The 24,171-nt window shown below is 33.7% G+C and carries 22 protein-coding genes; 11 read left to right on the top strand and 11 right to left on the bottom strand.

Features of this window, described 5'->3' with window-relative positions:
- Positions 1-19: 19 nt before the first annotated feature.
- From rpsC to rpsL, 11 genes are all read right to left on the bottom strand, one after another.
- Complete coding sequence (gene rpsC, locus ES044_RS00535) at positions 20-745, bottom strand: 30S ribosomal protein S3 (RefSeq protein WP_147117357.1); 726 nt, start codon at positions 743-745, stop codon at positions 20-22.
- Between the two features lie 11 nt (positions 746-756).
- Positions 757-1,161, bottom strand: a complete 405-nt coding sequence (gene rplV / locus ES044_RS00540; protein WP_147117356.1) for a 50S ribosomal protein L22 — start codon at positions 1,159-1,161, stop codon at positions 757-759.
- Positions 1,162-1,167: 6 nt separating this feature from the next.
- The gene (gene rpsS / locus ES044_RS00545) at positions 1,168-1,446 is read right to left on the bottom strand and encodes a 30S ribosomal protein S19 (protein WP_015482224.1); all 279 of its coding nucleotides are present in this window, start codon (positions 1,444-1,446) and stop codon (positions 1,168-1,170) included.
- Positions 1,447-1,452: 6 nt separating this feature from the next.
- Entirely contained in the window at positions 1,453-2,277 is an 825-nt protein-coding gene (gene rplB / locus ES044_RS00550) for a 50S ribosomal protein L2 (RefSeq protein ID WP_147117355.1), read from the bottom strand.
- An 11-nt stretch (positions 2,278-2,288) separates the two neighbouring features.
- Complete coding sequence (gene rplW, locus ES044_RS00555; RefSeq protein WP_147117354.1) at positions 2,289-2,579, bottom strand: 50S ribosomal protein L23; 291 nt, start codon at positions 2,577-2,579, stop codon at positions 2,289-2,291.
- A 9-nt stretch (positions 2,580-2,588) separates the two neighbouring features.
- Complete coding sequence (rplD, locus tag ES044_RS00560) at positions 2,589-3,218, bottom strand: 50S ribosomal protein L4 (protein WP_147117353.1); 630 nt, start codon at positions 3,216-3,218, stop codon at positions 2,589-2,591.
- The gene (gene rplC, locus ES044_RS00565) at positions 3,218-3,835 is read right to left on the bottom strand and encodes a 50S ribosomal protein L3 (RefSeq protein WP_147117352.1); all 618 of its coding nucleotides are present in this window, start codon (positions 3,833-3,835) and stop codon (positions 3,218-3,220) included. The genes rplD and rplC overlap by 1 nt, the downstream gene beginning before the upstream one ends.
- 342 nt (positions 3,836-4,177) lie before the next feature.
- Positions 4,178-4,483, bottom strand: a complete 306-nt coding sequence (gene rpsJ, locus ES044_RS00570; protein ID WP_004568745.1) for a 30S ribosomal protein S10 — start codon at positions 4,481-4,483, stop codon at positions 4,178-4,180.
- 18 nt (positions 4,484-4,501) lie between these two features.
- Positions 4,502-6,619: an elongation factor G gene (gene fusA / locus ES044_RS00575; protein WP_147117351.1), complete on the bottom strand. Its 2,118-nt coding sequence runs from the start codon at positions 6,617-6,619 to the stop codon at positions 4,502-4,504.
- Positions 6,620-6,624: 5 nt separating this feature from the next.
- On the bottom strand, positions 6,625-7,104 hold the full coding sequence (gene rpsG, locus ES044_RS00580) for a 30S ribosomal protein S7 (RefSeq protein ID WP_018943588.1): 480 nt from the start codon (positions 7,102-7,104) through the stop codon (positions 6,625-6,627).
- 127 nt (positions 7,105-7,231) lie between these two features.
- On the bottom strand, positions 7,232-7,606 hold the full coding sequence (rpsL, locus tag ES044_RS00585; protein ID WP_018943587.1) for a 30S ribosomal protein S12: 375 nt from the start codon (positions 7,604-7,606) through the stop codon (positions 7,232-7,234).
- A 174-nt stretch (positions 7,607-7,780) separates the two neighbouring features.
- Between rpsL and ES044_RS00590 the strand changes: the two genes are divergently transcribed.
- From ES044_RS00590 to rlmB, 11 genes are all read left to right on the top strand, one after another.
- Positions 7,781-9,445 carry a ShlB/FhaC/HecB family hemolysin secretion/activation protein gene (locus ES044_RS00590; RefSeq protein ID WP_147117350.1) on the top strand — a complete coding sequence of 555 codons (1,665 nt, stop codon included), beginning with the start codon at positions 7,781-7,783 and terminating at the stop codon, positions 9,443-9,445.
- A gap of 387 nt (positions 9,446-9,832) precedes the next feature.
- Positions 9,833-12,961: a SusC/RagA family TonB-linked outer membrane protein gene (locus tag ES044_RS00595; protein ID WP_147186839.1), complete on the top strand. Its 3,129-nt coding sequence runs from the start codon at positions 9,833-9,835 to the stop codon at positions 12,959-12,961.
- 17 nt (positions 12,962-12,978) lie between these two features.
- A complete protein-coding gene (locus ES044_RS00600; protein ID WP_147186840.1) occupies positions 12,979-14,466 on the top strand; it encodes a SusD/RagB family nutrient-binding outer membrane lipoprotein in 1,488 nt (495 codons plus the stop codon).
- A 1,458-nt stretch (positions 14,467-15,924) separates the two neighbouring features.
- A complete protein-coding gene (locus ES044_RS00605) occupies positions 15,925-16,125 on the top strand; it encodes a hypothetical protein (RefSeq protein WP_147117347.1) in 201 nt (66 codons plus the stop codon).
- Positions 16,126-16,346: 221 nt separating this feature from the next.
- Complete coding sequence (locus ES044_RS00610; RefSeq protein WP_147117346.1) at positions 16,347-16,907, top strand: hypothetical protein; 561 nt, start codon at positions 16,347-16,349, stop codon at positions 16,905-16,907.
- Positions 16,908-16,934: 27 nt separating this feature from the next.
- The gene (locus ES044_RS00615; protein ID WP_147117345.1) at positions 16,935-17,168 is read left to right on the top strand and encodes a RagB/SusD family nutrient uptake outer membrane protein; all 234 of its coding nucleotides are present in this window, start codon (positions 16,935-16,937) and stop codon (positions 17,166-17,168) included.
- Between the two features lie 581 nt (positions 17,169-17,749).
- Positions 17,750-19,501 (top strand): SusC/RagA family TonB-linked outer membrane protein, encoded by a 1,752-nt coding sequence (locus tag ES044_RS19320; RefSeq protein ID WP_317132295.1) that lies wholly within the window; start codon positions 17,750-17,752, stop codon positions 19,499-19,501.
- Positions 19,473-21,038 carry a TonB-dependent receptor domain-containing protein gene (locus tag ES044_RS19325; protein ID WP_317132296.1) on the top strand — a complete coding sequence of 522 codons (1,566 nt, stop codon included), beginning with the start codon at positions 19,473-19,475 and terminating at the stop codon, positions 21,036-21,038. Before ES044_RS19320 ends, ES044_RS19325 begins: the two co-directional genes overlap by 29 nt.
- A gap of 22 nt (positions 21,039-21,060) precedes the next feature.
- Positions 21,061-22,554: a RagB/SusD family nutrient uptake outer membrane protein gene (locus ES044_RS00625; protein WP_147117344.1), complete on the top strand. Its 1,494-nt coding sequence runs from the start codon at positions 21,061-21,063 to the stop codon at positions 22,552-22,554.
- Between the two features lie 59 nt (positions 22,555-22,613).
- On the top strand, positions 22,614-23,345 hold the full coding sequence (locus ES044_RS00630; RefSeq protein ID WP_147117343.1) for a hypothetical protein: 732 nt from the start codon (positions 22,614-22,616) through the stop codon (positions 23,343-23,345).
- A 74-nt stretch (positions 23,346-23,419) separates the two neighbouring features.
- On the top strand, positions 23,420-24,169 hold the full coding sequence (rlmB, locus tag ES044_RS00635; RefSeq protein WP_147117342.1) for a 23S rRNA (guanosine(2251)-2'-O)-methyltransferase RlmB: 750 nt from the start codon (positions 23,420-23,422) through the stop codon (positions 24,167-24,169).
- Positions 24,170-24,171 lie beyond the last annotated feature (2 nt).

The following is a 24,171-nucleotide window of genomic DNA, read 5'->3' on the forward strand; positions in this document are numbered from 1 at the left end:
TAATTTTCTGGTTTAAAAATTATTTTCTTCTACGAGGTTGTGGACGTTTCGCTCTATCATTACCACCTTTACTACCCGATTGTTTTTTAGACAAACCAACTAATGGCGATAATTCTCTCTTGCCATAAACCTCACCTTTCATGATCCATACTTTAATACCTAATCTTCCATAGGTAGTATGAGCCTCAACAAGTGAATAATCAATATCTGCTCTGAAAGTAGATAATGGAATTCTTCCTTCTTTAAAGTGCTCTGAACGCGCCATTTCTGCTCCATTTAAACGACCTGAAATTTGGATTTTAATCCCTTCAGCATTCATTCTCATTGTAGCTTGAATAGCCATTTTAATAGCTCTCTTATAAGAAATTCTATTTTCAATTTGACGTGCAACACTTGTTGCCACTAATTTAGAATCCAATTCAGGACGCTTAATTTCAAAAATATTAATTTGAACCTCTTTCCCTGTAATTTTCTTAAGCTCTTCTTTTAACTTGTCTACTTCTTGACCACCTTTTCCGATAATTATACCCGGTCTAGCAGTAGTTATAGTAACAGTTACAAGTTTTAAAGTACGCTCGATAATTACTCTTGATACACTTGCTTTTGTTAATCTTGCATGAATGTATTCTCTTATCTTATAATCTTCGGCAATTTTATCTCCGTAGTCATTACCACCATACCAGTTAGATTCCCAACCTCTGATGATTCCTAAACGATTTCCTATTGGATTTGTTTTTTGTCCCATTTCTACTTCGATTAATTACTTAAATTTTTACTACCTAACTCTAAAGTAACGTGATTAGAACGCTTGCGAATTCTGTGAGCACGCCCCTGCGGAGCTGGTCTTAATCTTTTTAACATTCCTGCGCTATCTACACAAATAGACTTCACGAATAACCCAGCATCCTCAATAGATGCATCTTCATTTTTAGCTTGCCAGTTTGCAATTGCAGACAACAATAACTTTTCTAAATTTATAGATGCTTCTTTAGGACTGAACTTTAAGATTTGTAAAGCTTTTTCAACTTCCACTCCTCTAATTTGATCCGCGACTAAACGCATTTTTCTCGGTGACGTAGGACAGTTAGTCAGCTTCGCGAAAGCACGTTGCTTTCTGTCTGCTTTTAACTGATCTGCCATATTTTTTTTACGAACTCCCATTGCCTACTATTTTTTACCTTTATTTTTTGCACCAGCATGCCCTCTAAAAGAACGAGTTGGTGAAAATTCGCCTAATTTATGCCCTACCATGTTTTCAGTAACGTAAACAGGTACAAACTGACGTCCGTTATGAACAGCAATTGTTTGTCCAACAAAATCTGGAGTAATCATACTTGCTCTTGACCAAGTTTTGATAACAGTTTTGTTTCCAGCCTCTACATTAGCTAAAACTTTTTTCTCTAATTTATAGTGAACGTAAGGTCCTTTTTTTAGTGATCTTGCCATAACTTATTATTTCTTTCTGCGTTCTATGATGTACTTATTACTTGCTTTGGTTTTAGATCTAGTCTTAAATCCTTTAGCAGGAATACCATTTCTAGACCTTGGATGACCACCAGAAGCACGTCCTTCACCACCACCCATTGGGTGATCTACAGGGTTCATTCTTACAGCATTTACTCTAGGTCTTCTACCTAACCATCTTCTTCTACCGGCTTTACCCGAAACTAAAAGTTGATGATCTGAATTAGAAACAACACCAATAGTAGCCAAACATGTTAACAAAATTAATCTTGTTTCACCAGATGGCATTTTAACTGTTGCATATTTACCTGCTCTTGCCATTAATTGTGCAAAAGAACCAGCTGAACGAGCCATAACAGCACCTTGACCTGGACGTAATTCAATACAAGAAATTGTTGTTCCTAAAGGAATTTCGCTTAAAGCCATAGTATTTCCAATCTCTGGAGCAATACCTGTTCCTGACATAACCGTTTGACCTACTGTTAAACCGTTTTGTGCAATAACATAACGCTTCTCACCATCAGCATAACTTAATAGTGCAATAAATGCAGTACGATTTGGATCGTATTCTATAGTTTTTACTGTTGCAGGAATACCACTTTTATCTCTTTTAAAATCGATAATACGATATCTCTGTTTATGACCTCCCCCTATATTTCGGGTGGTCATTCTTCCTTGACTATTTCGACCTCCAGATCTTTTTTTCGGAGCAAGTAAACTTTTCTCCGGCTTATCAGTTGTAATGGCGTCGAACCCATTTACAACTCTAAAACGCTGACCTGGTGTTATTGGTTTTAATTTTCTAACTGACATTTGGTCTTTTCTTAAAGATTGTTATAAAAATCAATACTTTCTCCTTCGGCTACTTGTACGATTGCCTTCTTATACCCACTTTTAATACCCGTTACTAAACCTTTTTTAGTAAATTTTGTATTTCTCTGAATTGGATAATTTAAAGTTTTCACACTTAAGATAGAAACCCCATAAGCCGCTTCTACAGCAGATTTAATTTCTATCTTATTAGCTTTTTTATCTACAACGAATGTAAAACGATTAAATAATTCACTATCGTTTGTAGCTTTTTCCGTAATAATAGGTTTTATTAAAATACTCATTTTGAATCCCTATTTGCTTAAGTTTGTATTAATACCTTGTAAAGAGCTTTCAGTAATTACAATCTTACTAGCGTTTAAAACGCCATAAGTATTTAATTCTGAAGCTTTAACTACTCTCGAGTTTTTCAAGTTACGTGATGACAAATACACATTAGTGTTTTCATTATCTAAAACAAATAAAGATTTTCTAGTATCTAATTCTAATGCCTTCAATAAATCTACAAAGTTTTTAGTCTTTGGACTCTCGAAATTAAAATCTTCTATTACTACTAAATTTTTATCATTTGCTTGAATACTCAAAGCTGATAAACGTGCTAAACGTTTTAAGTTTTTATTCAACTTAAAAGAATAACTTCTTGGTCTTGGTCCGAACATACGCCCTCCACCTCTAAAAACACCAGACTTGATAGAACCTGCTCTTGCAGTACCAGTTCCTTTTTGTTTTTTTATTTTTCTTGTAGAACCAGAGATTTCTGCTCTTTCTTTAGACTTATGAGTCCCTTGACGCTGATTAGCCAAGTATTGCTTTACATCTAAATAAATAGCGTGGTCATTAGGCTCTATTCCGAATACATCTTTAGAAAGTTCAACTTCCCTTCCTGTATCTTTTCCTGTAATATCTAAAACTGCTACTTTCATTATTTCTGAATAGTTACAAAAGCATTTTTGTGACCAGGAATTGCTCCTTTAACAACAAGTAAGTTCTTTTCAGCAACCACTTTTAACACTTTTAAGTTTTGTACTTTCACTTTATCTCCACCCATTCTACCTGCCATTCGCATTCCTTTGAATACTCTAGCTGGATAAGATGCAGCACCAATAGAACCAGGAGCTCTTAAACGATTGTGTTGACCGTGAGTAGCTTGACCTACACCCGCAAAACCATGACGTTTTACAACACCTTGAAATCCTTTACCTTTTGAAACACCAGATACATCAACAAATTCTCCTTCAGCAAAGTGATTTACTGTAATTGAATCTCCTAATTTATACTCTTGTTCAAATCCTTGAAATTCAACGACTTTCTTTTTAGCAGTAGAGCCAGCCTTTTTAAAGTGACCATCTAACGCTTTGTTAGAACTCTTTGCTTTTTTGTCATCGAAACCAAGCTGCAACGCATTGTAGCCGTCAACCTCTTCGGTTCTGACTTGGGTAACAACGCAAGGACCCGCTTCGATTACTGTACAAGGAATATTCTTCCCGTTTTCATCAAATAAACTGGTCATTCCAATTTTTCTTCCTATTAACCCAGACATTTTGTTAATTTTTTAGACGATTAAATAATAGCATTCAGCGCGTCTATTAATAATTACGTGTTTGAAACAAATGTTTCGTTTATTCCTTTGAATTCCGACCAAAAAAAACAGCGCAAACAAAGTCAACGCTGATTTTGTTTTTTCCGTTTTTCCTTTGCGAAACGCTTGGGACATGTTACTATTCTTGAATATAACTTCAAAAAAGCTTTACCCTACTCTAATTCGGGTTGCAAAAGTATTAAAAACTTTCGGTTTAACAAAATTAAACCGAAAGTTAATATACTATTTGCTTTATTTTTAAGAGATCCTAAAACAATTTCAGGATATTCACTAAAAATTTTACTAAACTTTTATTTCTACTTCAACACCGCTTGGTAACTCAAGCTTCATTAAAGCATCAATAGTTTTCGAAGAAGAACTATAAATGTCTAATAATCTTTTGTACGAAGCTAATTGAAATTGCTCTCTAGACTTTTTATTTACGTGTGGTGAACGCAATACAGTAAAAATCTTTTTATGTGTTGGTAATGGTATTGGTCCATTTACTACAGCACCAGTACTTTTTACCGTCTTTACAATTTTTTCAGCAGATTTATCTACTAAATTGTAATCGTAAGACTTTAATTTAATTCTAATTTTTTGACTCATCTTGTATTATTTAGTAGGTTATCCTTTTGATTTTGCGATTACTTCTTCTGAAATATTTGATGGAGTTTCTGCATAATGTGAAAATTCCATCGTAGAAGTTGCTCTACCTGATGACATTGTTCTTAATGCTGTAACATAACCAAACATTTCTGATAATGGTACTATAGCTTTTACAACTTTAGAACCTGCTCTATCTGACATATCATTAACCTGACCCCTTCTTCTGTTTAAATCTCCAACAATATCACCCATGTTAGCTTCAGGAGTAATTACTTCTACCTTCATTAAAGGTTCCATAATTTTTGCTTTTGCAGATTTTGCAGAAGCTTTATACCCCATTCTTGCCGCTAATTCAAAAGATAATGCATCAGAATCCACTGCGTGAAAAGATCCATCTCTTAAAGTAACTTTCATTGAATCCATTTCGTAACCGGCTAAAGGACCATTCTTCATAGCTTCTTTGAAACCCTTCTCTACCGAAGGAACAAATTCTCTAGGAACATTACCACCTTTTATCACGGATGCAAACTGTAAACCTTGAACACCTTCATCAGCTGGTCCGATGGTAAATGCAATATCTGCAAACTTACCACGTCCACCAGATTGTTTTTTATAAACTTCTCTGTGATCTGTTTCCGCTGTAATAGCTTCTTTATATTCTACTTGTGGTTGACCTTGATTAACTTCCACATTAAACTCACGTCTTAAACGGTCTACAATTACATCTAAATGCAATTCTCCCATTCCAGAAATAATAGTTTGACCTGAAGCTTCGTCAGAACGCACTGTAAATGTAGGATCTTCTTCCGCTAATTTAGCTAAACCAATCCCTAATTTATCAACATCTGCTTTCGTTTTAGGCTCAACAGCGATACCAATTACTGGATCAGGAAAATCCATTGATTCTAACACCAAAGGAAATTTTTCTGCAGTTAATGTATCTCCTGTCTTAATCGACTTAAATCCTACAGCCGCACCAATATCTCCTGCTTCAATAAAATCGATAGCATTTTGCTTGTTGGCATGCATTTGATAAATACGTGAAATACGTTCTTTTTTACCAGAACGATTATTTAAAACATAAGAACCAGCATCTAAACGACCAGAATATGCTCTAAAAAACGCTAAACGACCAACAAAAGGATCGGTAGCAATCTTAAATGCTAAAGCAGCAAACGGCTCATCTACACTTGGCTTACGTAATTCTTTTTCATCTGTATCTGGATTTATACCGATAATACCCTCTTTATCCATAGGAGAAGGTAAATAACGACAAACAGCATCTAAAAGAAACTGAACCCCTTTATTTTTAAATGCAGAACCACAAATCATAGGAATTATAGACATGTCCATAACAGCAGCTCTCAATGCAGCATGCACTTCATCTTCTGTTATAGAATCTTCATCCTCCATGTATTTTTCTAACAAATTTTCATCGTAAGCAGCAACCTCTTCAATAAGTTTACCACGAAGAATTTTTGCTTCTTCTTTTAATTCTTCAGGAATCGCAACAACATCAAATGTTGCTCCCATACCTTCATCATGCCATATAATAGCCCTGTTTTTAACCAGATCTACAATACCTTTAAAATTCTCTTCATCACCAATATTTAATACAATTGGTACTGCGTTAGAACCTAACATTTCTTTAACCTGCTTACAAACCATCATAAAATCAGACCCTTGACGATCCATTTTATTAACGAAACCAATTCTTGGCACTTTATAGTTATCCGCAAGTCTCCAGTTAGTTTCTGATTGTGGCTCAACACCATCAACTGCAGAGAATAAGAAAACTAAACCATCAAGCACACGTAAAGATCTATTTACTTCTACCGTAAAATCTACGTGCCCTGGTGTATCTATAATATTAAAATGATAATCTTTGGTTTCTGGAAGAATTTCAGCGTTTTCTTTTGGAAATTGCCAAGTACAAGTAGTAGCAGCAGAAGTAATTGTAATACCTCTTTCCTGCTCTTGCTCCATCCAGTCCATCGTAGCTGCCCCATCATGCACTTCTCCTATCTTATGAGAAACACCTGTATAAAACAATACACGCTCTGTTGTTGTGGTTTTACCAGCATCAATATGTGCTGCAATACCAATATTTCTTGTATACCTTAAATCTCTAGCCATTTCTATTAAAATCTGAAGTGTGAGAATGCTTTGTTTGCTTCTGCCATTTTGTGCGTATCAGTACGTTTTTTTACTGCTGCGCCTTCTTCTTTAGCTGCTGCTAAAATTTCGGCAGCTAAACGCTGAGCCATCGTTTTTTCGTTTCTCTTACGAGTGTACAAAATTAACCACTTAATAGCCATAGATACTTTACGATCTGGTCTAATTTGCATTGGGATTTGGAATGTTGCACCACCTACTCTACGAGATCTTACTTCTACGTGTGGCATTACATTTGACAAACCGTCTTTCCAAATTTCTAAAGCTGACTTTTCTTCGCCCTCTCCTTTTCTTTCTTCTATGATGTCTAACGCATCATAAAACACTTTGAACGCTACAGACTTTTTACCACTCCACATTAAGTTGTTAACGAAACGTGTTACTAACTGGTCGTTAAACTTTGGATCTGGTAATAAGGCTCTTTTTTTTGCTGCTCTTTTTCTCATGTCTTTACATTAAAAAAGTTAATTAATTTAGCTATCAATTACTATCAAATAATTATATAATAAAATCTACAAGGCGTATTGCCCAATAGACTTTATTTTTTTTATCTAATTAGTAACTTTTAACTTTTTACTTCTTTGGGCGTTTAGCTCCGTATTTTGATCTACGTTGCGTTCTTCCTTCAACTCCGGCAGTATCTAAAGCCCCACGTACTACGTGATACTTTACACCTGGTAAGTCTTTAACCCTTCCACCTCTAACTAATACTATCGAGTGCTCTTGTAAGTTATGTCCTTCACCTGGAATGTATGCGTTTATCTCATTACCATTTGTCAATCTAACTCTGGCAACTTTACGCATTGCTGAATTAGGTTTTTTTGGCGTTGTAGTATAAACACGAGTACAAACTCCACGTCTTTGAGGACAAGACGACAAAGCAGCCGATTTACTCTTCTTAGTTATTTTGGTTCTTCCTTTACGAACTAATTGTTGAATAGTAGGCATACTAATAATTGCTGTTTTTCGTTTATAATTAAACTTGTCTCTTTTTTAAGAGTGCGCAAATGTACAAATAAATTCTAATTATTCAAATACCAGCAAGTTATTTTTTCTTAAAGACTATTTATGACCAGTTCTTTATGATTTTAATTTACTTTTGAAGTTAACATCTCGGCAATTTTGAATCAAACAAATACTGTATATCTATTTCTGCTTTTACTCTTTCTTATCGTTAAAGGAACTTTCGCTCAAGATTTTTCTTTAAATGTAACCTCTAAACATAAAGTTGAAGCTGACGTTTTAGAAAAAATGAATTACAAAAAGAAGCATAAGGATACAATAACGTTAAAATTACAAGTTGATAAAATTTCTGATTACTTGAAAACCATCGGATATTTCGCTACCACTTTAGATAGTATAAATAATATTAATAACAATTTTACAGCTTATTATTCTTTATTCAACCAAACAAAAATTGCCTTTATACAAATTGATTCCGCATCAAAATTTCTTCCAGAGAATATTCAAAAAGAAGGCACTAATGTATCTGTTCCGATTAATCTGTTACAATCTAACTTGAACAGTATTTCTAAAAATTTAGATAGGCAAGGCAAATCATTTTCTAAAGTGCAGCTAAAAAATATAAAAATAAAAAACGATACCCTATTTGCTGATTTAAACATCAATGAATCCAAAAAAAGAATTATTGACGACGTTATTATAAAAGGGTATCCTGAATTTCCCAGAACTTTTTTAAAAAATTATTTTAATATACAATCACAAAACACTTTTAATCAACAGAAAATAACCAAAATATCAACACTGTCCAAGAACTTACGCTTTGTTAAAGAAATAAAACCACCCGAAGCTTTGTTCACTGCAGATTCTACTCAAATATTTCTATATTTAAAAAAACAATCTAATAATAGCTTAGACGGTATTGTAGGTTTTGCATCCAAAGAAAATGGAGAACTATTATTTAATGGAATTATTGATTTAAAACTACATAATATTCTAAACACTGGAGAGAAATTTGAGTTATTTTGGAACAGTATTGGAGAAGAAAGACAAGAATTTAAGTTAGCAACAGACCTGCCATACGTATTTAATTCAAAAATTAGTCCACAACTTTCGTTTTCTCTCTACAAACAAGACTCAAGCTTTTTAAACACAAAGTTTGATTCGAAACTATTGTACAGCATCAACCCTGCTATAAACTTTGCGCTCACCTACAATTCAGCATCTTCAGAAAATCTAAAAGAGAATTTAGATAACAATATCGAAACCTTTAGTAATTATTTCTTAGGATTTGAGTTTCAGTATACCATTCCGAGCAAGGATTTCTTTTTTAATGATACGTTTGCATTCGCAATAAATCCTACTTTTGGAAGACGAAAAACAAACCAAGCTGCATCTAATCAATTTAAAATTGAAACAACAACTTCTTTTTTATGGAATTTAGGTTTGAAAAACAGTGTCTTTATTCAGAATAAATTAGGCTACCTACAATCAGATAGCTTTCTCGATAATGAACTTTTTAGAATTGGTGGTGCCAACTCTATTAGAGGTTTTGACGAACAAAGTATCTTTGCTAACAATTACACTTATTTTAATATCGAATACCGCTATTTAACATCTCAAAAATCCTATTTATACTCTATCACGGACATTGGCGCTATCGAAACAAGATCTAAAAAAGATACTATTTTCGGGCTTGGGCTTGGTTACCTTTTTACTACAAACAACTCTCAAATAACATTAAGTACAGTAATTGGAGCAAATTCTTCGCAAAACTTCAATATAAAAAACAGTAAACTTATTATTAATTGGGTTACTTACTTTTAGCTAAAACCCATTGAAAACAATAATTTTTGAGCAAGAAAATTCTTATTGTGGTTTCTTTAATAAACCAACAACTAACAAAAGCTAATTTTAATATTAGTTTTTAAAAATAAACCATGTCTTTTTTTATAATATAAGCACCACACAATCAGTATATTCATAAAAAAATACGCCTTAAAATGCTATAAACGCTGATTTAACAGGAATTATTTATTTTTAAAATAAATTCAAAAAATACCTATTATGATTAAATTATTTTCAATGTTTTAGCTGGTTTACATCATTTTATAAAAAAAAATTAACATCTATTAAAACATTTTAACATATTTCATTGTGTGTTCAATAATATTTCACAACCTTTGGCGTAATTAATTCAAATTAACAAAAATAATGAAAACAAAGTTTAAAGGAATCTTGACGCTGTTATTAGCGTTTATTGTGCAAATTACCTTTGCACAAGAGAAAACTGTTTCTGGTACTGTGTCAGAATCATCTGGAGTTTTACCAGGGGTTAGTGTATCAATTCAAGGTACAAACAAAGGTACAGAAACTGATTTTGATGGTAAATATTCTATAAAAACTAAATTGGGAGATGTTCTTCTTTTTAGATATTTAGGATATAAAACTATTGAAAAAACAGTCGGTAATACAAATGTTATCGATACAGAAATGATTCAAGACGCAAGCGTTTTGGATGAGATTGTAGTTACCGCACTCGGTATTAAAAGAGAAAAGAAGAGTTTAGGTTTTGCGCAGCAATCAGTAAAAGGAGAACAATTAGTACAAACTAGAGAGGTTGATATTAACAACTCGATTGCAGGTAGAGTTGCCGGTGTTCAAATTTTAGGGGCTCCAAGTTCTGGGTTTGGAAATGCTTTAGTAAGATTAAGAGGTGAATCTGATTTATTATATGTAGTTGATGGTGTAAAAATTAGCAACGCATCTGACATAAACACAGATGATATTGAAGACTTAAGTGTTTTAAAAGGTAGTGCAGCAACTGCGCTTTACGGACCTATTGGAAAGAATGGTGTTGTTGTTATTACTTCGAAAAAAGGTAAAAACGGAAAAACAACTATCGTTTTAGACCAATCGGTGCAAATCTCTAACGTGTATATTTTACCAGACTATCAAAATGAATATGGTGGTGGTTATACCCAAGAGTTTGCAATGTTAAACGGACAAAAAATTCCTAATTACGCAGCAGATGAATCTTGGGGACCAAGATTAGACGGCTCTATGGTAAGACATTGGGATAGTTGGATAGAAGGATCAGATGAATTTGGTGAATTAAGACCTTGGTCTGCGAACCCAAATAATGTTCAAAATTTCTTCAATTCAGGAATTACCAATAACACTTCATTAAATTTCACTAAAGGTGGCGAGGGCTATAGTGTAAAAGCTAATTTAAGAAATGTAGATATTGAAGGAGTTATGCCTAATTCTTCTAGAAAACAACAACAAATTGGTGTAAGTGCTAGTTTTGATGTTAATGATAAATTAGAGGTGTATAGTAATATAAACTATCAGCATAGATCAACTATAAATAACCCTTTAGGTGGTTATGGTGGTGTTGCATCTAACTTTAATCAATGGTGGCAAAGACAAACTGATATTGATAGATTACGTGATAATGATTTTCAAAACGGCCAATGGTACACTTGGAATCTAAGAAGTACATCAGATACAGGACCTCAATATTGGGATTCTCCATTCTTTGAAACTGAAAACAACACCAAAAATCAAGTAAAAGATGGTAATTTTGGTGCAAACTATGCCGCTACTGAAAACTTAAGTTTAAATGTAGAATTAAGAAGAACTGTAAATACGTTTAGAGACAACTCTAGAGTAGGTTTTGGTGGTTTAAACCAAACTGCTTTTAACGAAAGAGAACAAACTATTTCTTCTTTTGAGTTTTTTGCAGCAGCAACATACAATAAAGATTTAACAGATGATTTAGATTTAACTGCAACAGTTGGTACAGAATTAAGACAAGACCAAGAAAGAAGGATTACTTCTGAAACGGTAGGTGGTTTAACCATTCCTGGAGTTTTTACAATTGCATCTTCTAAAGATAGACCGTCTTATGTTGCTTACAATCAAGAACAAAAGAATAATGGTTTATTTGCAACGGCTTCTTTAGGATTTAAAGACATGCTTTATTTAGATGGATCTTTAAGGGGTGATTGGAATTCTAATGCTTATTCTGAAGAGAATAGAGTTATTACGTACGGTCTTTCTGGTAGTTTCTTATTTAGTAAATTAATTAAATCTGATGTTTTATCTTTTGGTAAATTAAGACTTGGTTATGCCGAGGCGCCAGATTTCCCAAGATTTGGTAGTACAACACAAACGTATCAATTAGGTTCTAATTATGAAGGTACGGTCCCTTTCTATAATAATTCAAATCAAGCAAACCCAACCATTCAAGGTGGTGTAAGAACTGAATTTGAAATCGGTACAGAAATGCAATTTTTCAAAAGAAGACTTGGTTTAGACTTTACATATTTTAATAGAAAAGATGAAAACCTAGCAATAGATGTTCCTTTATCTCCTGCTTCAGGTTATTTCGGAGCAGCTGTAAACTCTGGTAAATTTACATCGAGCGGTATAGAGCTTGCTTTAAACGGTACGCCAATAACCAACGATAATTTTACTTGGAATATCGGTGTTAACTTTGCTACCTTAAGAAAAACAACAGATGAGTTGTACATCGATCCAGAAACTGGTGAAGCTATTGAAAGTGAAATATTAGATACCACATGGAGAGATATTACTATACAATCTAGAGTTGGTGAAGAATTCGGAGCAATCTATGGTAGAAAAATTACCAGAGATGATTCAGGAAACATGCTAATAGATGACCAAGGTAGAATAGAGTTTGAACAAAACCAATATTTAGGTAATTTGTTACCAGATTTTACAGGAGGTTTAACAAATACTTTTAGATATAAAAACTTTTCAGTAAGTGCAAATATTGATTTTCAAAGTGGTGGTAAATTCTTCTCTGTGTCTCAAATGTTCGGACACTACTCTGGTTTATTAACACCTACTGTAGGTGACAATGAACTTGGTAACCCTGTAAGAGATGCAGTAGTTGGTTCTGCTGGTACTGCTAACGTTGTAAATGCTAATGACGTTCAACCTAACTCGGGTGGAGTTTTAGTAAGTGGAGTTGATTCTAATTCTGGTGCACCAGTTTCTTATTATGTAGAATCTCAAACATATTGGGGTGGTTTATTTGCTTTGCACGAAAAGTGGTTATATGATGCTTCTTACGTAAAATTAAGACAAGTATCTATCGGTTATGATTTACCAGTAAGTGCTTTTGATAAATCATTTGTAGAAAGTGTTTCTTTAAACCTTTTTGCAAATAACTTATGGTTAATTTATTCTAGTGTAGATGGTATAGATCCATCAGAAATTGAAAACACTTCTGCTGCTGGTTTACGTTGGGAAGAAGGTGGTCAATTACCTAGTGCAAGAACCTTTGGTTTGAACGTAAAAATTAAATTTTAATTAAAAACATATTTAAAATGAAAAAAACATTTAAAAGCTTGTTGGTCATAGCAACCACATCTATTTTATTAATAGGTTGTGAGAGTTACGACTTTGGTTCTACAGGTGTAGACACCAACAATCCTGTAGAGGCAATACCCTCTTCTTTACTAACAGGAGCACAATCAAAATTGGTGGGCACCGTTAGTTTAAGCGGTACTGCTACACCTTCTTTATATGTGCAACACTTATCACAAACACAATATACAGAAGAATCTAGATACCAAACTATTAACTTTAACTGGAATGCAGTTGGAAGTGGTGGTGGTTTTGATGGTAGTGTAAATTTCTATAACAAAGTATTGATCAATTTAGCTAAAATTATTGAGCTAAATACAAATGAAGATACAAAAGCTGATGTTGCAAGTTATGGATCTAACAACAACCAAATTGCAGTTGCAAAATTGATGTGGGCATACTACTTTCAATGGGCTACAGACCGTTGGGGAATGTTACCATATAGCGAAGCATTTGGAGGTGTTAGCGCATCGAAAGCAAAATATGATTCTCAAGAAGAAATCTATGATGATTTGTTTACTAAAATAGATGAAGCATTGGCACAAATGGATAATGGTGCAGGTCCTCAAGGAGACATTTTATTTTCTGGAGATATGACACTTTGGGCTAAATTTGGTCAAACATTAAAAATGAACATGGCCATTCGTTTGGCTAAAGTTTACCCATCATCTGGCGGGTATGCTGCAACAAAATTTAATCAAGCAATGGCAGGTTCAATTGCATCAGTTTCAGAAAACATCATGTTTCCTTCGATATCAAATGATGCTTATGACAATCCTTACCAAGATGATTATGTAGATTTAAGAAGAGCAGATGAATGTTTAAGTGATGTTTTAGTAAACAGAATGGACGCATTAAACGATCCACGTTTACCAATGTTTGGAGAACCAGCAATCACTACTGGAACTTTTGTTGGCTTAAGATATGGTTGGGAAGGAGCAGGAAGTGTTCCTAACGATGATGTGTCTTTTATGAATGATGATTTAATTAAGAATGGCGAAAGAGCTTTACCAATGTATACATTTGCACAGATTTCTTTTAACAAAGCAGAAGCAGCTCTTTTAGGTTGGATTTCAGGTAGCTCTCAAGCTTATTATGAAGAAGCTATTGCGGCTTCAATGGCGCAGTGGGGCGTTTCATCTGCAGATTCAGATGCGTACTTATTAGAAGCAGATATCGTTTACGATGCAGCAAATGCCATGAACCAAATTGCTGAACAAAAATGGTTAGCGTTATTTTATCAACCCTACGAAGCATGGGCAGAATGGAGAAGACTAGATTACCCAGTTTTAACGCCAGCTGTAGATGCTTTACTTGGTAACTCTATACCAGTAAGACATGGTTACCCAGCCGCAGAACGAAATCAAAACCAAGCAAACTATGAGGCTGCCGTTGCAGCGCAAGGTGCTGATGGTTTGTTTACTAAATTATGGTGGGACGTTAACTAATCTATTTTTATTTTTAGAATATAAAAAAGGCACTTTTTAAAAAAAGTGCCTTTTTTTTGTTTTAAATTTAAATAAAGTAACTAAACCTTTATTTGCAACAGTGAACTAGTTACTAAAATAAGTAAATTACTATATTATTTTCAGCACATTAGAGAACAGATGACCTAGTTCTTCTAAAGAAAAAAACCAAAATATACTCTAAAACAGTAAATTAACTTCAGTTCTAAACACTCATTGATTCCATAAAATAGATTTAACCCGACTAAAATTCGTTTCACATTTTGTTATCGCTTTGCATTAAGCATAAACAATTACTTTAGAAAAAATTGCAAATGCCTTCACTATTTTGTAGTGTTAATATTCATCTTTAAGACGCATACAGCATTTTATGGCAACCTATAATTTAAATTCAGATGATATAACACAGCTAGCTTTTGATATTCTAATTCGCCAAGAAAAGTCATTTTACGCATGAATACAACGAAGAAAAATTATTGCTAACCAAACATAGATATTTTTATGCTTTGTACTGTTTTTAAGAGAATTCCTTCCCATACAATTTAAAGTGCTTGATAAAAGAAGAAACCCTAATAATTAAGAACGAATTAGATTCGTCCATAACTGTATACAGCTTTTCGAAAAAAAAATTATTCATCTATTTTGCTGATAGAAAGTTTGTAATGAAATACGGATTAGCCTTCTTAAATAAAAACAAAAAAGTTAAAGCGTATCATCTGTTTAAAATATTTAAAACCAAAGAGTTTTCATGTGATCATAGAATTATAGGTATACTTTGAGAACGCTGCCAATTGCAACGTTATATCATCTATCCGAAGAATTTAAAACAAATTTTTTAATCATCTCGTTATTTAATAAGCATTAAAATGCAAAAGGAGGTTCTTAAGAAAGGTGTTTTAAACCAATCTAACCTGGTAAATATGATATTGAATAAAGAGGTCCACAAAAAATTCGAAGAATATAGAATTTATTTTACTAGATATGATCGCCTTTGTGTGGTGCTATAAAATCGGAAAATAATTGCATCAAATAAACACTATCAAAATTAAAAACATGACAGAAAGGCTTTGGCGTTTCTAGTATAAGACTTACACTTGCGAGTGAGAATCTATTTACCATAACAGATTATTCAGATATAGATCCAGAGGCTGCTTCTAACCTAAATAGTGCAGCTGAAAGAGGTTTAGATCAATATGCCTTTCCAAATTTCAAGACCTATTCTTTAGGTGTTCATATAACTTTTTAAAAATATATCATAAAAAAATAAATTAATTTAGCCTTCATAATATCTATTTTGGTGTTTTCTAATTGTTCTGATGACCAATTGGCTATACAAAACCCTAATGATCAACTTTTAGTGCCATAGAATCAGAATCAGGTATTAACCAACTAGCTTCTGGGGTTTATCTTTCTTCAGGTAATATTTTTCACTGGTTTGCCATGGCTAACCATGAAATTGTGGGAGATGCCATTTATACACCTTGGGGAAACTTCGGTTGGCGCTGGGTAAATCTACCAACCTCTATAACTTTAGATGATGGTACTATAATAACACCCCCATCTGAAGGACCGCAAGGTGAAGCTTTAGAGGTAAGAAATGTACAAACCCAAGGAGATGCTAAAGCTTTAACACATGAATGATCATCAATGTATCGTGTTAATAATACGTGTAACTTATTGTTGAGTTTAGTAGAAGAAACAGGTTTTTCTGAAGATACAGATCTTAATAAAAGTGTTTATAAAGCTTGGGCTTACTTCTAGAAAGGATACGCATACTCAAGAATAGGATCTATGTATGCAGCTAGTCTTATTATTTCTGAAGCGGGAGCTAACAATGGAAATAGGTGTCTAGCACAGCTATTTTGGAAGAAGCTAAAGGTAATTTAGAGTTGGCAAAAACTGAATTACAAGACATATTATCTGGTGACATAAGTGATTTAACCGGAAAAATTATACCTAGCAATTTAAATCCTTCTGCATTTAGAGGAAATACTTCATCTGCATCGCTAACAAAGGATGCTTGGATACGCAATATCAATACGCTTTTAGCTAGAAATATTTTAGTTAATAAAAAAATTTCGGACATGACAGCAGCTGATTGGGCAGCAATTACTACGCTTACTAATAATAGTTTACCCGCTTCAGATTATGTATTTGTTATGGAACTAGACGGTAATAATAATAATAATAATGAGGTAAGTACAACTGTAAATGCAATACTTTCAATTGGATGGCATTTTTTAAGTGAACGTTTGGTTCAAGACTTTAAGGCTAGTGATGCTCGATTTATTGATAATGTTGTTTTATTAGGTTCTCCACCACTTAATAGAAGTGGAAGAGGTGTTCAGTACGGTACACGATATGGTCTTATAAATGACGCTGATTATGCTGCTACAGCAAATAAGAAAGCAGACATCTACTAAGCAGATACTTATGATGAAAATGAATTGATGAAAGCAGAAACTTTGATATTTTCTGGTCAGGTTGAAAATGGCCTTACTATCATAGACGGCGTAAGAACGCAACAACAAGCAAGTTTAGCTAGCGCTGCTAGTAAAGGTTTAACACAGACCCAAGCGCTAGAAGAATTAAGAATAGAAAGAAGAATAGGGTTGTTTTTAAGAGGTGTTTCTTTTTATGACGCTAGACGCTGGGATATTACAAAAACTCCAAAATCTAGATGATCTGTATTGGATGGTGAAGAGAATTTAAATGTAATTGCTACTTTTAACTAGAATTATAAAGATAACTAGAGTGTACCAGACCAGGGGTTAGTTTTTAATCAACCCAATGAACAATCTGTTGGCGTAGTTTCTCCAAACTAAAAACGTAATTAAAGTTTTTCATACAATAGAAAATATATAAACTGGTAAGTAACCCTTTAACAGTTTATATATTTTTTATTTTTACCCAGCTAACCAAAATAAGTAATGTTCGTGATTTTAAAATCAGGACAGGAACTGGCGAAATTAATAGTATTATCCTTTAAAAAGTAGAAGATTTCTTGATTAAACCAAACCAACAGACCACTATTTTTAGATAAAAACCAGTTAAGTGAAAAATCGTTTAAGCTTAAAATTTTTCATGATAAACAAAAAAAAATACCTTTTTTTTTGTTTATCATGAAAGTAAACTAGTTAAACACCGACCAAAACACTGAATTGAATATTAAAATGAATATTTTTTACACATATTAGTGTTAAAAAATTGTTTTTTTAAGTTTTATTTAGGACTTTTGGGAAATATTAATTCAAATAATTATACAATGAGAACAAAGTTTAATGGATTTTTAACGCTATTACTGGCGTTGGTCGTGCAAATTACCTTTGCACAAGAGAAGACTATTACTGGTATTGTTTCTGATAACTCAGGAAGTTTACCGGGAGTAAGTATTATAGTTAAAGGAGGTACTACAGGTACAGAGACAGATTTTGATGGTAAATATTCTATTAAAGCTAAAACAGGTGCTGTTTTGGTATTTAGATATTTAGGTTATAAAGCTGTTGAAAAAACTATAGGTTCTTCAAATGTTATTAATATTACGTTAGCGGAAGACGCTAATGTTTTAGACGAAATTGTAGTGGTAGGTTACGGTACTTCTACAAAACAAGCGTTTGTAGGAACAGCTTCTGTTGTAACACAAGAGCAATTAGAAGTTAAGAACTTCTCAAATGTTACGCAAGCATTAGCAGGTGAAGTTGCCGGTGTATCGGTAATTAACGGATCTGGACAACCAGGTACTGTAGGTACCATTAGAATTAGAGGATTTGGTTCTGTTAACGGAAACAGAGATCCTTTATATGTAGTAGATGGTGTACCCTTTGATGTAAATACTGTTCAAGGTGCTAACCCATTAAACTCTATTAACCCTAGTGACATTGCTAGTACAACTATTTTAAAAGATGCAACTGCAACTGCAATTTATGGTTCTAGAGGTGCAAATGGTGTCGTTTTAATTACAACAAAAGGTGGTAGTGCAACAGACACGTACATTGAAATAGATGTTAAAACGGGTGTGAATGCTCAAATTATTCCAAGATATGATGTAGTAACTTCACCTGAAGAGTACATAGGATATGTATGGGAAGGTATCAAAAACAGAGGAACTATTACAGGGAATGCTGATCCTGTTGCTTTTGCAAATCAACAGTTATTTACAGGTAACTATGTTGCTCCTGGATATAATATGTGGAATGTAGCAAACGGTGGAGAATTAATAGACCCTAATACGGGTCAAGTTCGCCCTGGTGTTACCAGAAAATATACACCACAAAGATATGAGGATGTAGCTTTTGATTCTGCTTTTAGAACTGAAACCAACTTAAGAATGGGTGGTGGTAATGAAGATACAAGATATTTTGCGTCATTTGGTTATTTAGATGATAATGGTATTTCTATCAACACAGGATTTAAAAGATATACAACACGTTTAAATTTAACAAGTAATGTAAAGCCTTGGTTAAAAGTAAATTCTAACATTGGTTATGCATATTCAGAAAGTATTGCAAACGGTCAAATAGACGGTGCTGAAAATATTTTTGAATTTGCTGATAAAATGGCACCTATTTTTCCTGTATTTTTAAGAGATGACAACGGAGAATTAGTACCAGATCTTAATTATGGTGGTTTTCAGTATGATTATGGTTCTCTTTCAGGTTTTAGAGATAGACCAAACGCTAATGGTTTAAACCCAGTTGGTTCTGCTAGGTATGATTTTGATGGTACAAATCGTCATGAGATGAACGGTAACTTTTCTGCTACTTTTAAGTTTTCAGATAACTTAACTGCAGAAATTCGTTATGGTGTTCAATACGCTAATCAAAGAAACAGAGATTACTCAAACAAGTTTTATGGCGGTGGAGTCTCTAACAGTGGTTCTTTAAGTGTAAACGATTATTCTAGTTTAACTCAAAACATTTTACAAATTGTAAATTATAACAAATCTTGGGGTGGTCATTCTATCGATGCTTTAGTAGCACATGAAAGCAATGAAACAAATCTTTTCATCAGCTTCTAAAGGATTACAAATAAGTCCGTTTTTACTTGATTTAGACAATTTTCAGTCTAGTTTAGGATTGCCTTCTGGTCAAACTCGTGGTTTTACAATCGAGTCTTATTTTAGTCAAGTTAACTACAACTATGATCAAAAATATTATTTCTCTGCTTCTGTAAGAACAGATGGGTCGTCTAGATTTGTAAACAACAAATGGGGTACTTTTGGTTCTATTGGTGCTTCATGGATAGCAAGTAACGAAGATTTTTTACGAAATAATAAAGTTTTAAGTTATTTAAAATTTAAATCTTCTTATGGTGTTACCGGTGATCAAGCAGGTGTTGGGTTTTTTCCAGGATACAATACATTTAACGGTGGTAATTTAGCAGGTGGTATTACTTTAGCTCCAGGAGCAATTGGTAACCCTGATATTACTTGGGAAACTACAAAACAATTTCAATTTGGTGCAGAAATGAGTTTTGGTAGATATTTAGATGTTAATTTAGATTATTACAGAAAATTCACAGATAATTTGATCTTTGATCGTTTTGTTGGTCCATCTCAAGGTATTTCTTCTATTACAGTAAATGATGGTGAATTAATCAATTCAGGTTTAGAATTTGATATTACAGGTCATTTGATCAACAAAAAAGATTTTACTTTAGATTTATCTTTTAACGGAGAAATTGTAAATAACGAAATTGCAACAATGCCATTAGATCCAGCAACGGGGTTACCTCAAGTATTAACACCAAATGGTCGTTATGGAAGGTCCGCAGGAAGATCTATCTTTGATTTTTACATGCGTGAATGGGCAGGTGTAGATCCTTCAGACGGGGCACCAATGTGGTTCCAGTATTTTGATGATGTAAATAGCAACGGTGTTTTAGACGCTGGTGAGCCATCTTCTTATTCTGATGCTTCTTGGGTTCCTGCTGATGCAGCTATTACCAACAATACAGGTTCGATCGTAGAATACCAGACAAGAGTACCAGGAGCAAATATTCAAAAAACAGTTACTAAAGCGTACGCAGATGCATCAACTGTATTTGCAAACAAATCTGCAATTGCAGATGTTAGAGGAGCTTTCCGTTTATCGGGTCAATTAGGTGACTTTAATTTTGGTACACAGTTTACGTATAGTATAGGTGGCCATGCGTATGATGCACAATATGCAGAATTAATGCAAGATCGTTTTGGTGCAGTTGGTAATAACTACCATAAAGACATTGCAAACAGATGGAGAAACCCAGGAGACATTACAGATGTTCCTTTGTTATCAGATAATGCAATTGTAAATGGTACTTCTACTTCAACAAGATTTATTACTTCTACAGATTTTCTTGCTTTAAATAACGTTAACATTGGGTACAATGTGCCTAAAGAATATTTAGATAGAATCTCTTTAAAAACTGTAAATATATGGTTGGCTGCAGATAATTTATTTAACGCTACAGCACGTCAGGGATTCTTTCCTAATACTAGCGAGACTGGAAATTCAGGAAGAGCATTATTTGCACCAATAACGACTATGACTGTAGGTGTAAGAGTGAAATTTTAATACTAATTTAAAAAACAAAAAAATGAACAAAATATTTAAATACGGATTACTCTCGGCTTTAGCCGTTACAATGGTAAGTTGTGGAGACGACTTTTTAGAAAAGCCAGCAAACCAAGGATCTGCATCCCTTACTTCTGCGCAGCTAGAAGATGCTTCTGTTGTTGATCCTGAAGTTGGTGATGCCTTAATGGGCGGTGTTTATTCATTAACCTTTACGACCCAAACTGGAGGAACCACTGGTCACGATGATTTTGGTCATAAATCGTATGACATATTTAGTGATATGTTATCAAGTGATTTAGCCTTAAGCCAAAGTGTTTATGGATGGTATAGAGCTTCTATTACAGAGCTCCAAGCTACAACAGATTTTACGTTTGCAGACAATAGACAAGTATGGAGATATTACTACAGAATTGTAAGAGGCTGTAACGAAGTAATTGATGGTTTAGGCGGTATGGATGTTGTTCCAGAAAGTGATGCGAATAAGTATGTAATGGGCCAAGCAAAAGCTTTACGTGCTCATTCCTATTATTATTTAACCCAATTTTACCAAAAATCATATGACGCTAGCGAAGAAATTCTTCCTATCTATACAAGTGCCCTTGATTTAAATGGACCTAAAGTAGCTGCAAGTGTAATTTATGATCTTATGGAAGCTGATTTAACAGATGCTATTAGCTTGTTAGACGGTTTTACGAGAGCTAACAAAACACAAATTAATAAAACAGTTGCTCAAGGCATTTATGCATATGTTTTAGGTGCTAGAGGTACCGATTATGCAAAAGCTTATACAATGGCTAAAGCTGCTATGACTGGTGGTTATAACCTTATGAGTTCTGCTGAAGTTACTGGTGGTTTTAACAATGTAAACACATCTGGGTGGATGTGGGGTGTTGATTTAAATGAAGAAATTGGATTAGGTTTAGTTTCATGGTGGGGTCAAATGGACTTCTATAGCTATAGTTACCCAGCATTTGGAGATTCTAAATCAATTGACGCTGGTCTTTTTGATGCAATTCCTGCAAATGACTTTAGAAAAGCACAGTTTAATGTTTCGCCAACAACGGCTACACACTTAATGCCTTTAAACAAGTTTTTTGACTCTGATAGAACAAGATATGGTACGTCTCAAATCGTGAAAGCAGATTACGTGTATATGAGAGTTGCAGAAATGCACCTTTTAGCAGCAGAATTTGCAGCGTTTTCTAACAATGACGGTCAAGCAAGAACAGAGCTTAAAGCTTTGGTTAGTCAAAGAGTACCAGATGCATCTTACATTGATGGATTATCTGGACAACAATTGAAAAATGAAATTTACTTGCAAACCAGAATTGAATTATGGGGAGAAGGTAAAAGTTATTTAGCGATGAAACGTAACAAAGCTACTACAGTTAGAGGATCAAACCACTTATCTTTTGTTGGTGAGCCAATTCCTTACAATGATGAGCGTATGACTTTTGAGATTCCAGAAGGAGAAATACAATTTAATCCTTTTATTTCTACTCAAAATAACTAATCATAATGTTTGAATAGGAGATTTAATCATCTCCTATTCTTTCTAAATAATATATAAAAATGAAAAATTTAAAACTATACTCATTACTATTTATAGCTTTAGCGGCATTTAGTAGTTGTGAAGACAAAGTTGAACCTTTAGGAACATCTTACGCTTCTTTCGAATCATATTTAGGAGACATTACTGTTACACCTGGTGTTGATTATGCGCAATCGGTTAGCATTTTTACTGCTAATATTACAGGTGCAGATAGAACAATTCCTTTAATGTTATCAGGTACTTTAGGTGAAGCATCTTATACAGCACCTACCTCTGTAACAATTCCTGCAAATACAAACCAAGGAGTAATTGATCTTGTTTTTAAAGATGTTAATTTAGATATCGTTGTGGATAAAACTTTATCTATCGCTTTAACAGGGTCTTCAGATATATCTGTGGGTGAAAAGATTACGTTAAACGTGGCAAAAGGGTGTGCTGCAGGAGAAGGTAAATTTAAAATTGCAGTTTCGTTAGATGCATATCCAGAAGAAGTATACTGGAGAGTTGTTGATGTTGCGGCAAATGCTATTGTATTACAAAATAATACTACAGTCGGATTTGGTGGTTATGCAGGTGCTAGCGGAACTCAAAGAGACGCTACTTGCTTACCAGCAGGTGAATACAGATTTGAAATTTTCGATCAGTACGAAGATGGTGCGGGCGCTGTTAATTTTTCCATAAACGGTGTGCAAGTATTTAGTTCAAACGGTGCTTATGGCGCGGGAACAAGTACTGTTTTTACAGTAAACTAATTTTAAACAAATAAGTGAAAGAAAATCGTAATCCTTTGATTACGATTTTTTTTTGTATTTCAAAACATTATACATTGATAGAAACAACAAACATATTCGGCATTAGAGCTATTATTGAGGCTATAGAAAGTGGATCTACCATTAGTAAAATTTATTTACAAAAAGGTTTGAGAGGCACTCTTTTCTATGAACTGGATAAATTGATAAAAGAAAAAAGTATTGCAACCAGCGGCGTACCAGTAGAAAAGTTAGATAGATTATCTAAAAACAGTAATCATCAAGGTGCTGTTGCCCAAATATCTCCCATAGAATTTCATGATTTAGAACAGTTAATTGATAGTACCGTAGAACGTGGTAAAACACCTCTATTTATTTTATTAGATCAACTTTCTGATGTTCGTAATTTTGGTGCAATTATTAGAACTGCAGAATGCTCTGGCGTAAACGGTATTATAGTGCAAAATAACGGGAGTGCTCCTGTAAATGCAGAAACAATAAAGACTTCAGCCGGTGCAGCCTTTAAAATACCTATTTGCAAAGTAGACCACTTAAAAGATGCTTTGTTTTTGTTACAGGCTGCAAACATCAAAATAGTAGCAGCTACTGAAAAAACCGAAGATTCAATTTATGATATTAATTTTAAGCAACCTATTGCCATTATAATGGGTTCTGAACATAGAGGAATAAATCCTTCTATTCTTAAAATGGTTGATTATAAAGCAAAGTTGCCCCTTTTAGGTGAAATAGCCTCTTTAAATGTTTCTGTTGCTTGCGGAGTTTTCTTATATGAAGCTGTGAGACAAAGAATAGCTTCTAAAAATTAATC

It is taken from the genome of Polaribacter sp. IC066, from assembly GCF_007997085.1.
Classification (GTDB): Bacteria; Bacteroidota; Bacteroidia; order Flavobacteriales; family Flavobacteriaceae; genus Polaribacter.

What these genes read in the sequence shown, in the direction of transcription:
- rplV (WP_147117356.1), bottom strand. Translation starts at nt 1,161, where the DNA reads ATGGGAGTTCGTAAAAAAAATATGGCAGATCAGTTAAAAGCAGACAGA.
- rpsG (WP_018943588.1), bottom strand. Translation starts at nt 7,104, where the DNA reads ATGAGAAAAAGAGCAGCAAAAAAAAGAGCCTTATTACCAGATCCAAAG.
- rplC (WP_147117352.1), bottom strand. Translation starts at nt 3,835, where the DNA reads ATGTCTGGGTTAATAGGAAGAAAAATTGGAATGACCAGTTTATTTGAT.
- ES044_RS00605 (WP_147117347.1), top strand. Translation starts at nt 15,925, where the DNA reads ATGGCTAACCATGAAATTGTGGGAGATGCCATTTATACACCTTGGGGA.
- ES044_RS00630 (WP_147117343.1), top strand. Translation starts at nt 22,614, where the DNA reads ATGAAAAATTTAAAACTATACTCATTACTATTTATAGCTTTAGCGGCA.
- rplB (WP_147117355.1), bottom strand. Translation starts at nt 2,277, where the DNA reads ATGTCAGTTAGAAAATTAAAACCAATAACACCAGGTCAGCGTTTTAGA.
- ES044_RS19320 (WP_317132295.1), top strand. Translation starts at nt 17,750, where the DNA reads ATGAGAACAAAGTTTAATGGATTTTTAACGCTATTACTGGCGTTGGTC.
- ES044_RS00615 (WP_147117345.1), top strand. Translation starts at nt 16,935, where the DNA reads ATGAAAGCAGAAACTTTGATATTTTCTGGTCAGGTTGAAAATGGCCTT.
- fusA (WP_147117351.1), bottom strand. Translation starts at nt 6,619, where the DNA reads ATGGCTAGAGATTTAAGGTATACAAGAAATATTGGTATTGCAGCACAT.
- rplD (WP_147117353.1), bottom strand. Translation starts at nt 3,218, where the DNA reads ATGAAAGTAGCAGTTTTAGATATTACAGGAAAAGATACAGGAAGGGAA.
- rpsJ (WP_004568745.1), bottom strand. Translation starts at nt 4,483, where the DNA reads ATGAGTCAAAAAATTAGAATTAAATTAAAGTCTTACGATTACAATTTA.
- rpsC (WP_147117357.1), bottom strand. Translation starts at nt 745, where the DNA reads ATGGGACAAAAAACAAATCCAATAGGAAATCGTTTAGGAATCATCAGA.
- rpsS (WP_015482224.1), bottom strand. Translation starts at nt 1,446, where the DNA reads ATGGCAAGATCACTAAAAAAAGGACCTTACGTTCACTATAAATTAGAG.
- ES044_RS00600 (WP_147186840.1), top strand. Translation starts at nt 12,979, where the DNA reads ATGAAAAAAACATTTAAAAGCTTGTTGGTCATAGCAACCACATCTATT.
- ES044_RS00625 (WP_147117344.1), top strand. Translation starts at nt 21,061, where the DNA reads ATGAACAAAATATTTAAATACGGATTACTCTCGGCTTTAGCCGTTACA.
- ES044_RS00595 (WP_147186839.1), top strand. Translation starts at nt 9,833, where the DNA reads ATGAAAACAAAGTTTAAAGGAATCTTGACGCTGTTATTAGCGTTTATT.
- ES044_RS19325 (WP_317132296.1), top strand. Translation starts at nt 19,473, where the DNA reads ATGAAACAAATCTTTTCATCAGCTTCTAAAGGATTACAAATAAGTCCG.
- rpsL (WP_018943587.1), bottom strand. Translation starts at nt 7,606, where the DNA reads ATGCCTACTATTCAACAATTAGTTCGTAAAGGAAGAACCAAAATAACT.
- rplW (WP_147117354.1), bottom strand. Translation starts at nt 2,579, where the DNA reads ATGAGTATTTTAATAAAACCTATTATTACGGAAAAAGCTACAAACGAT.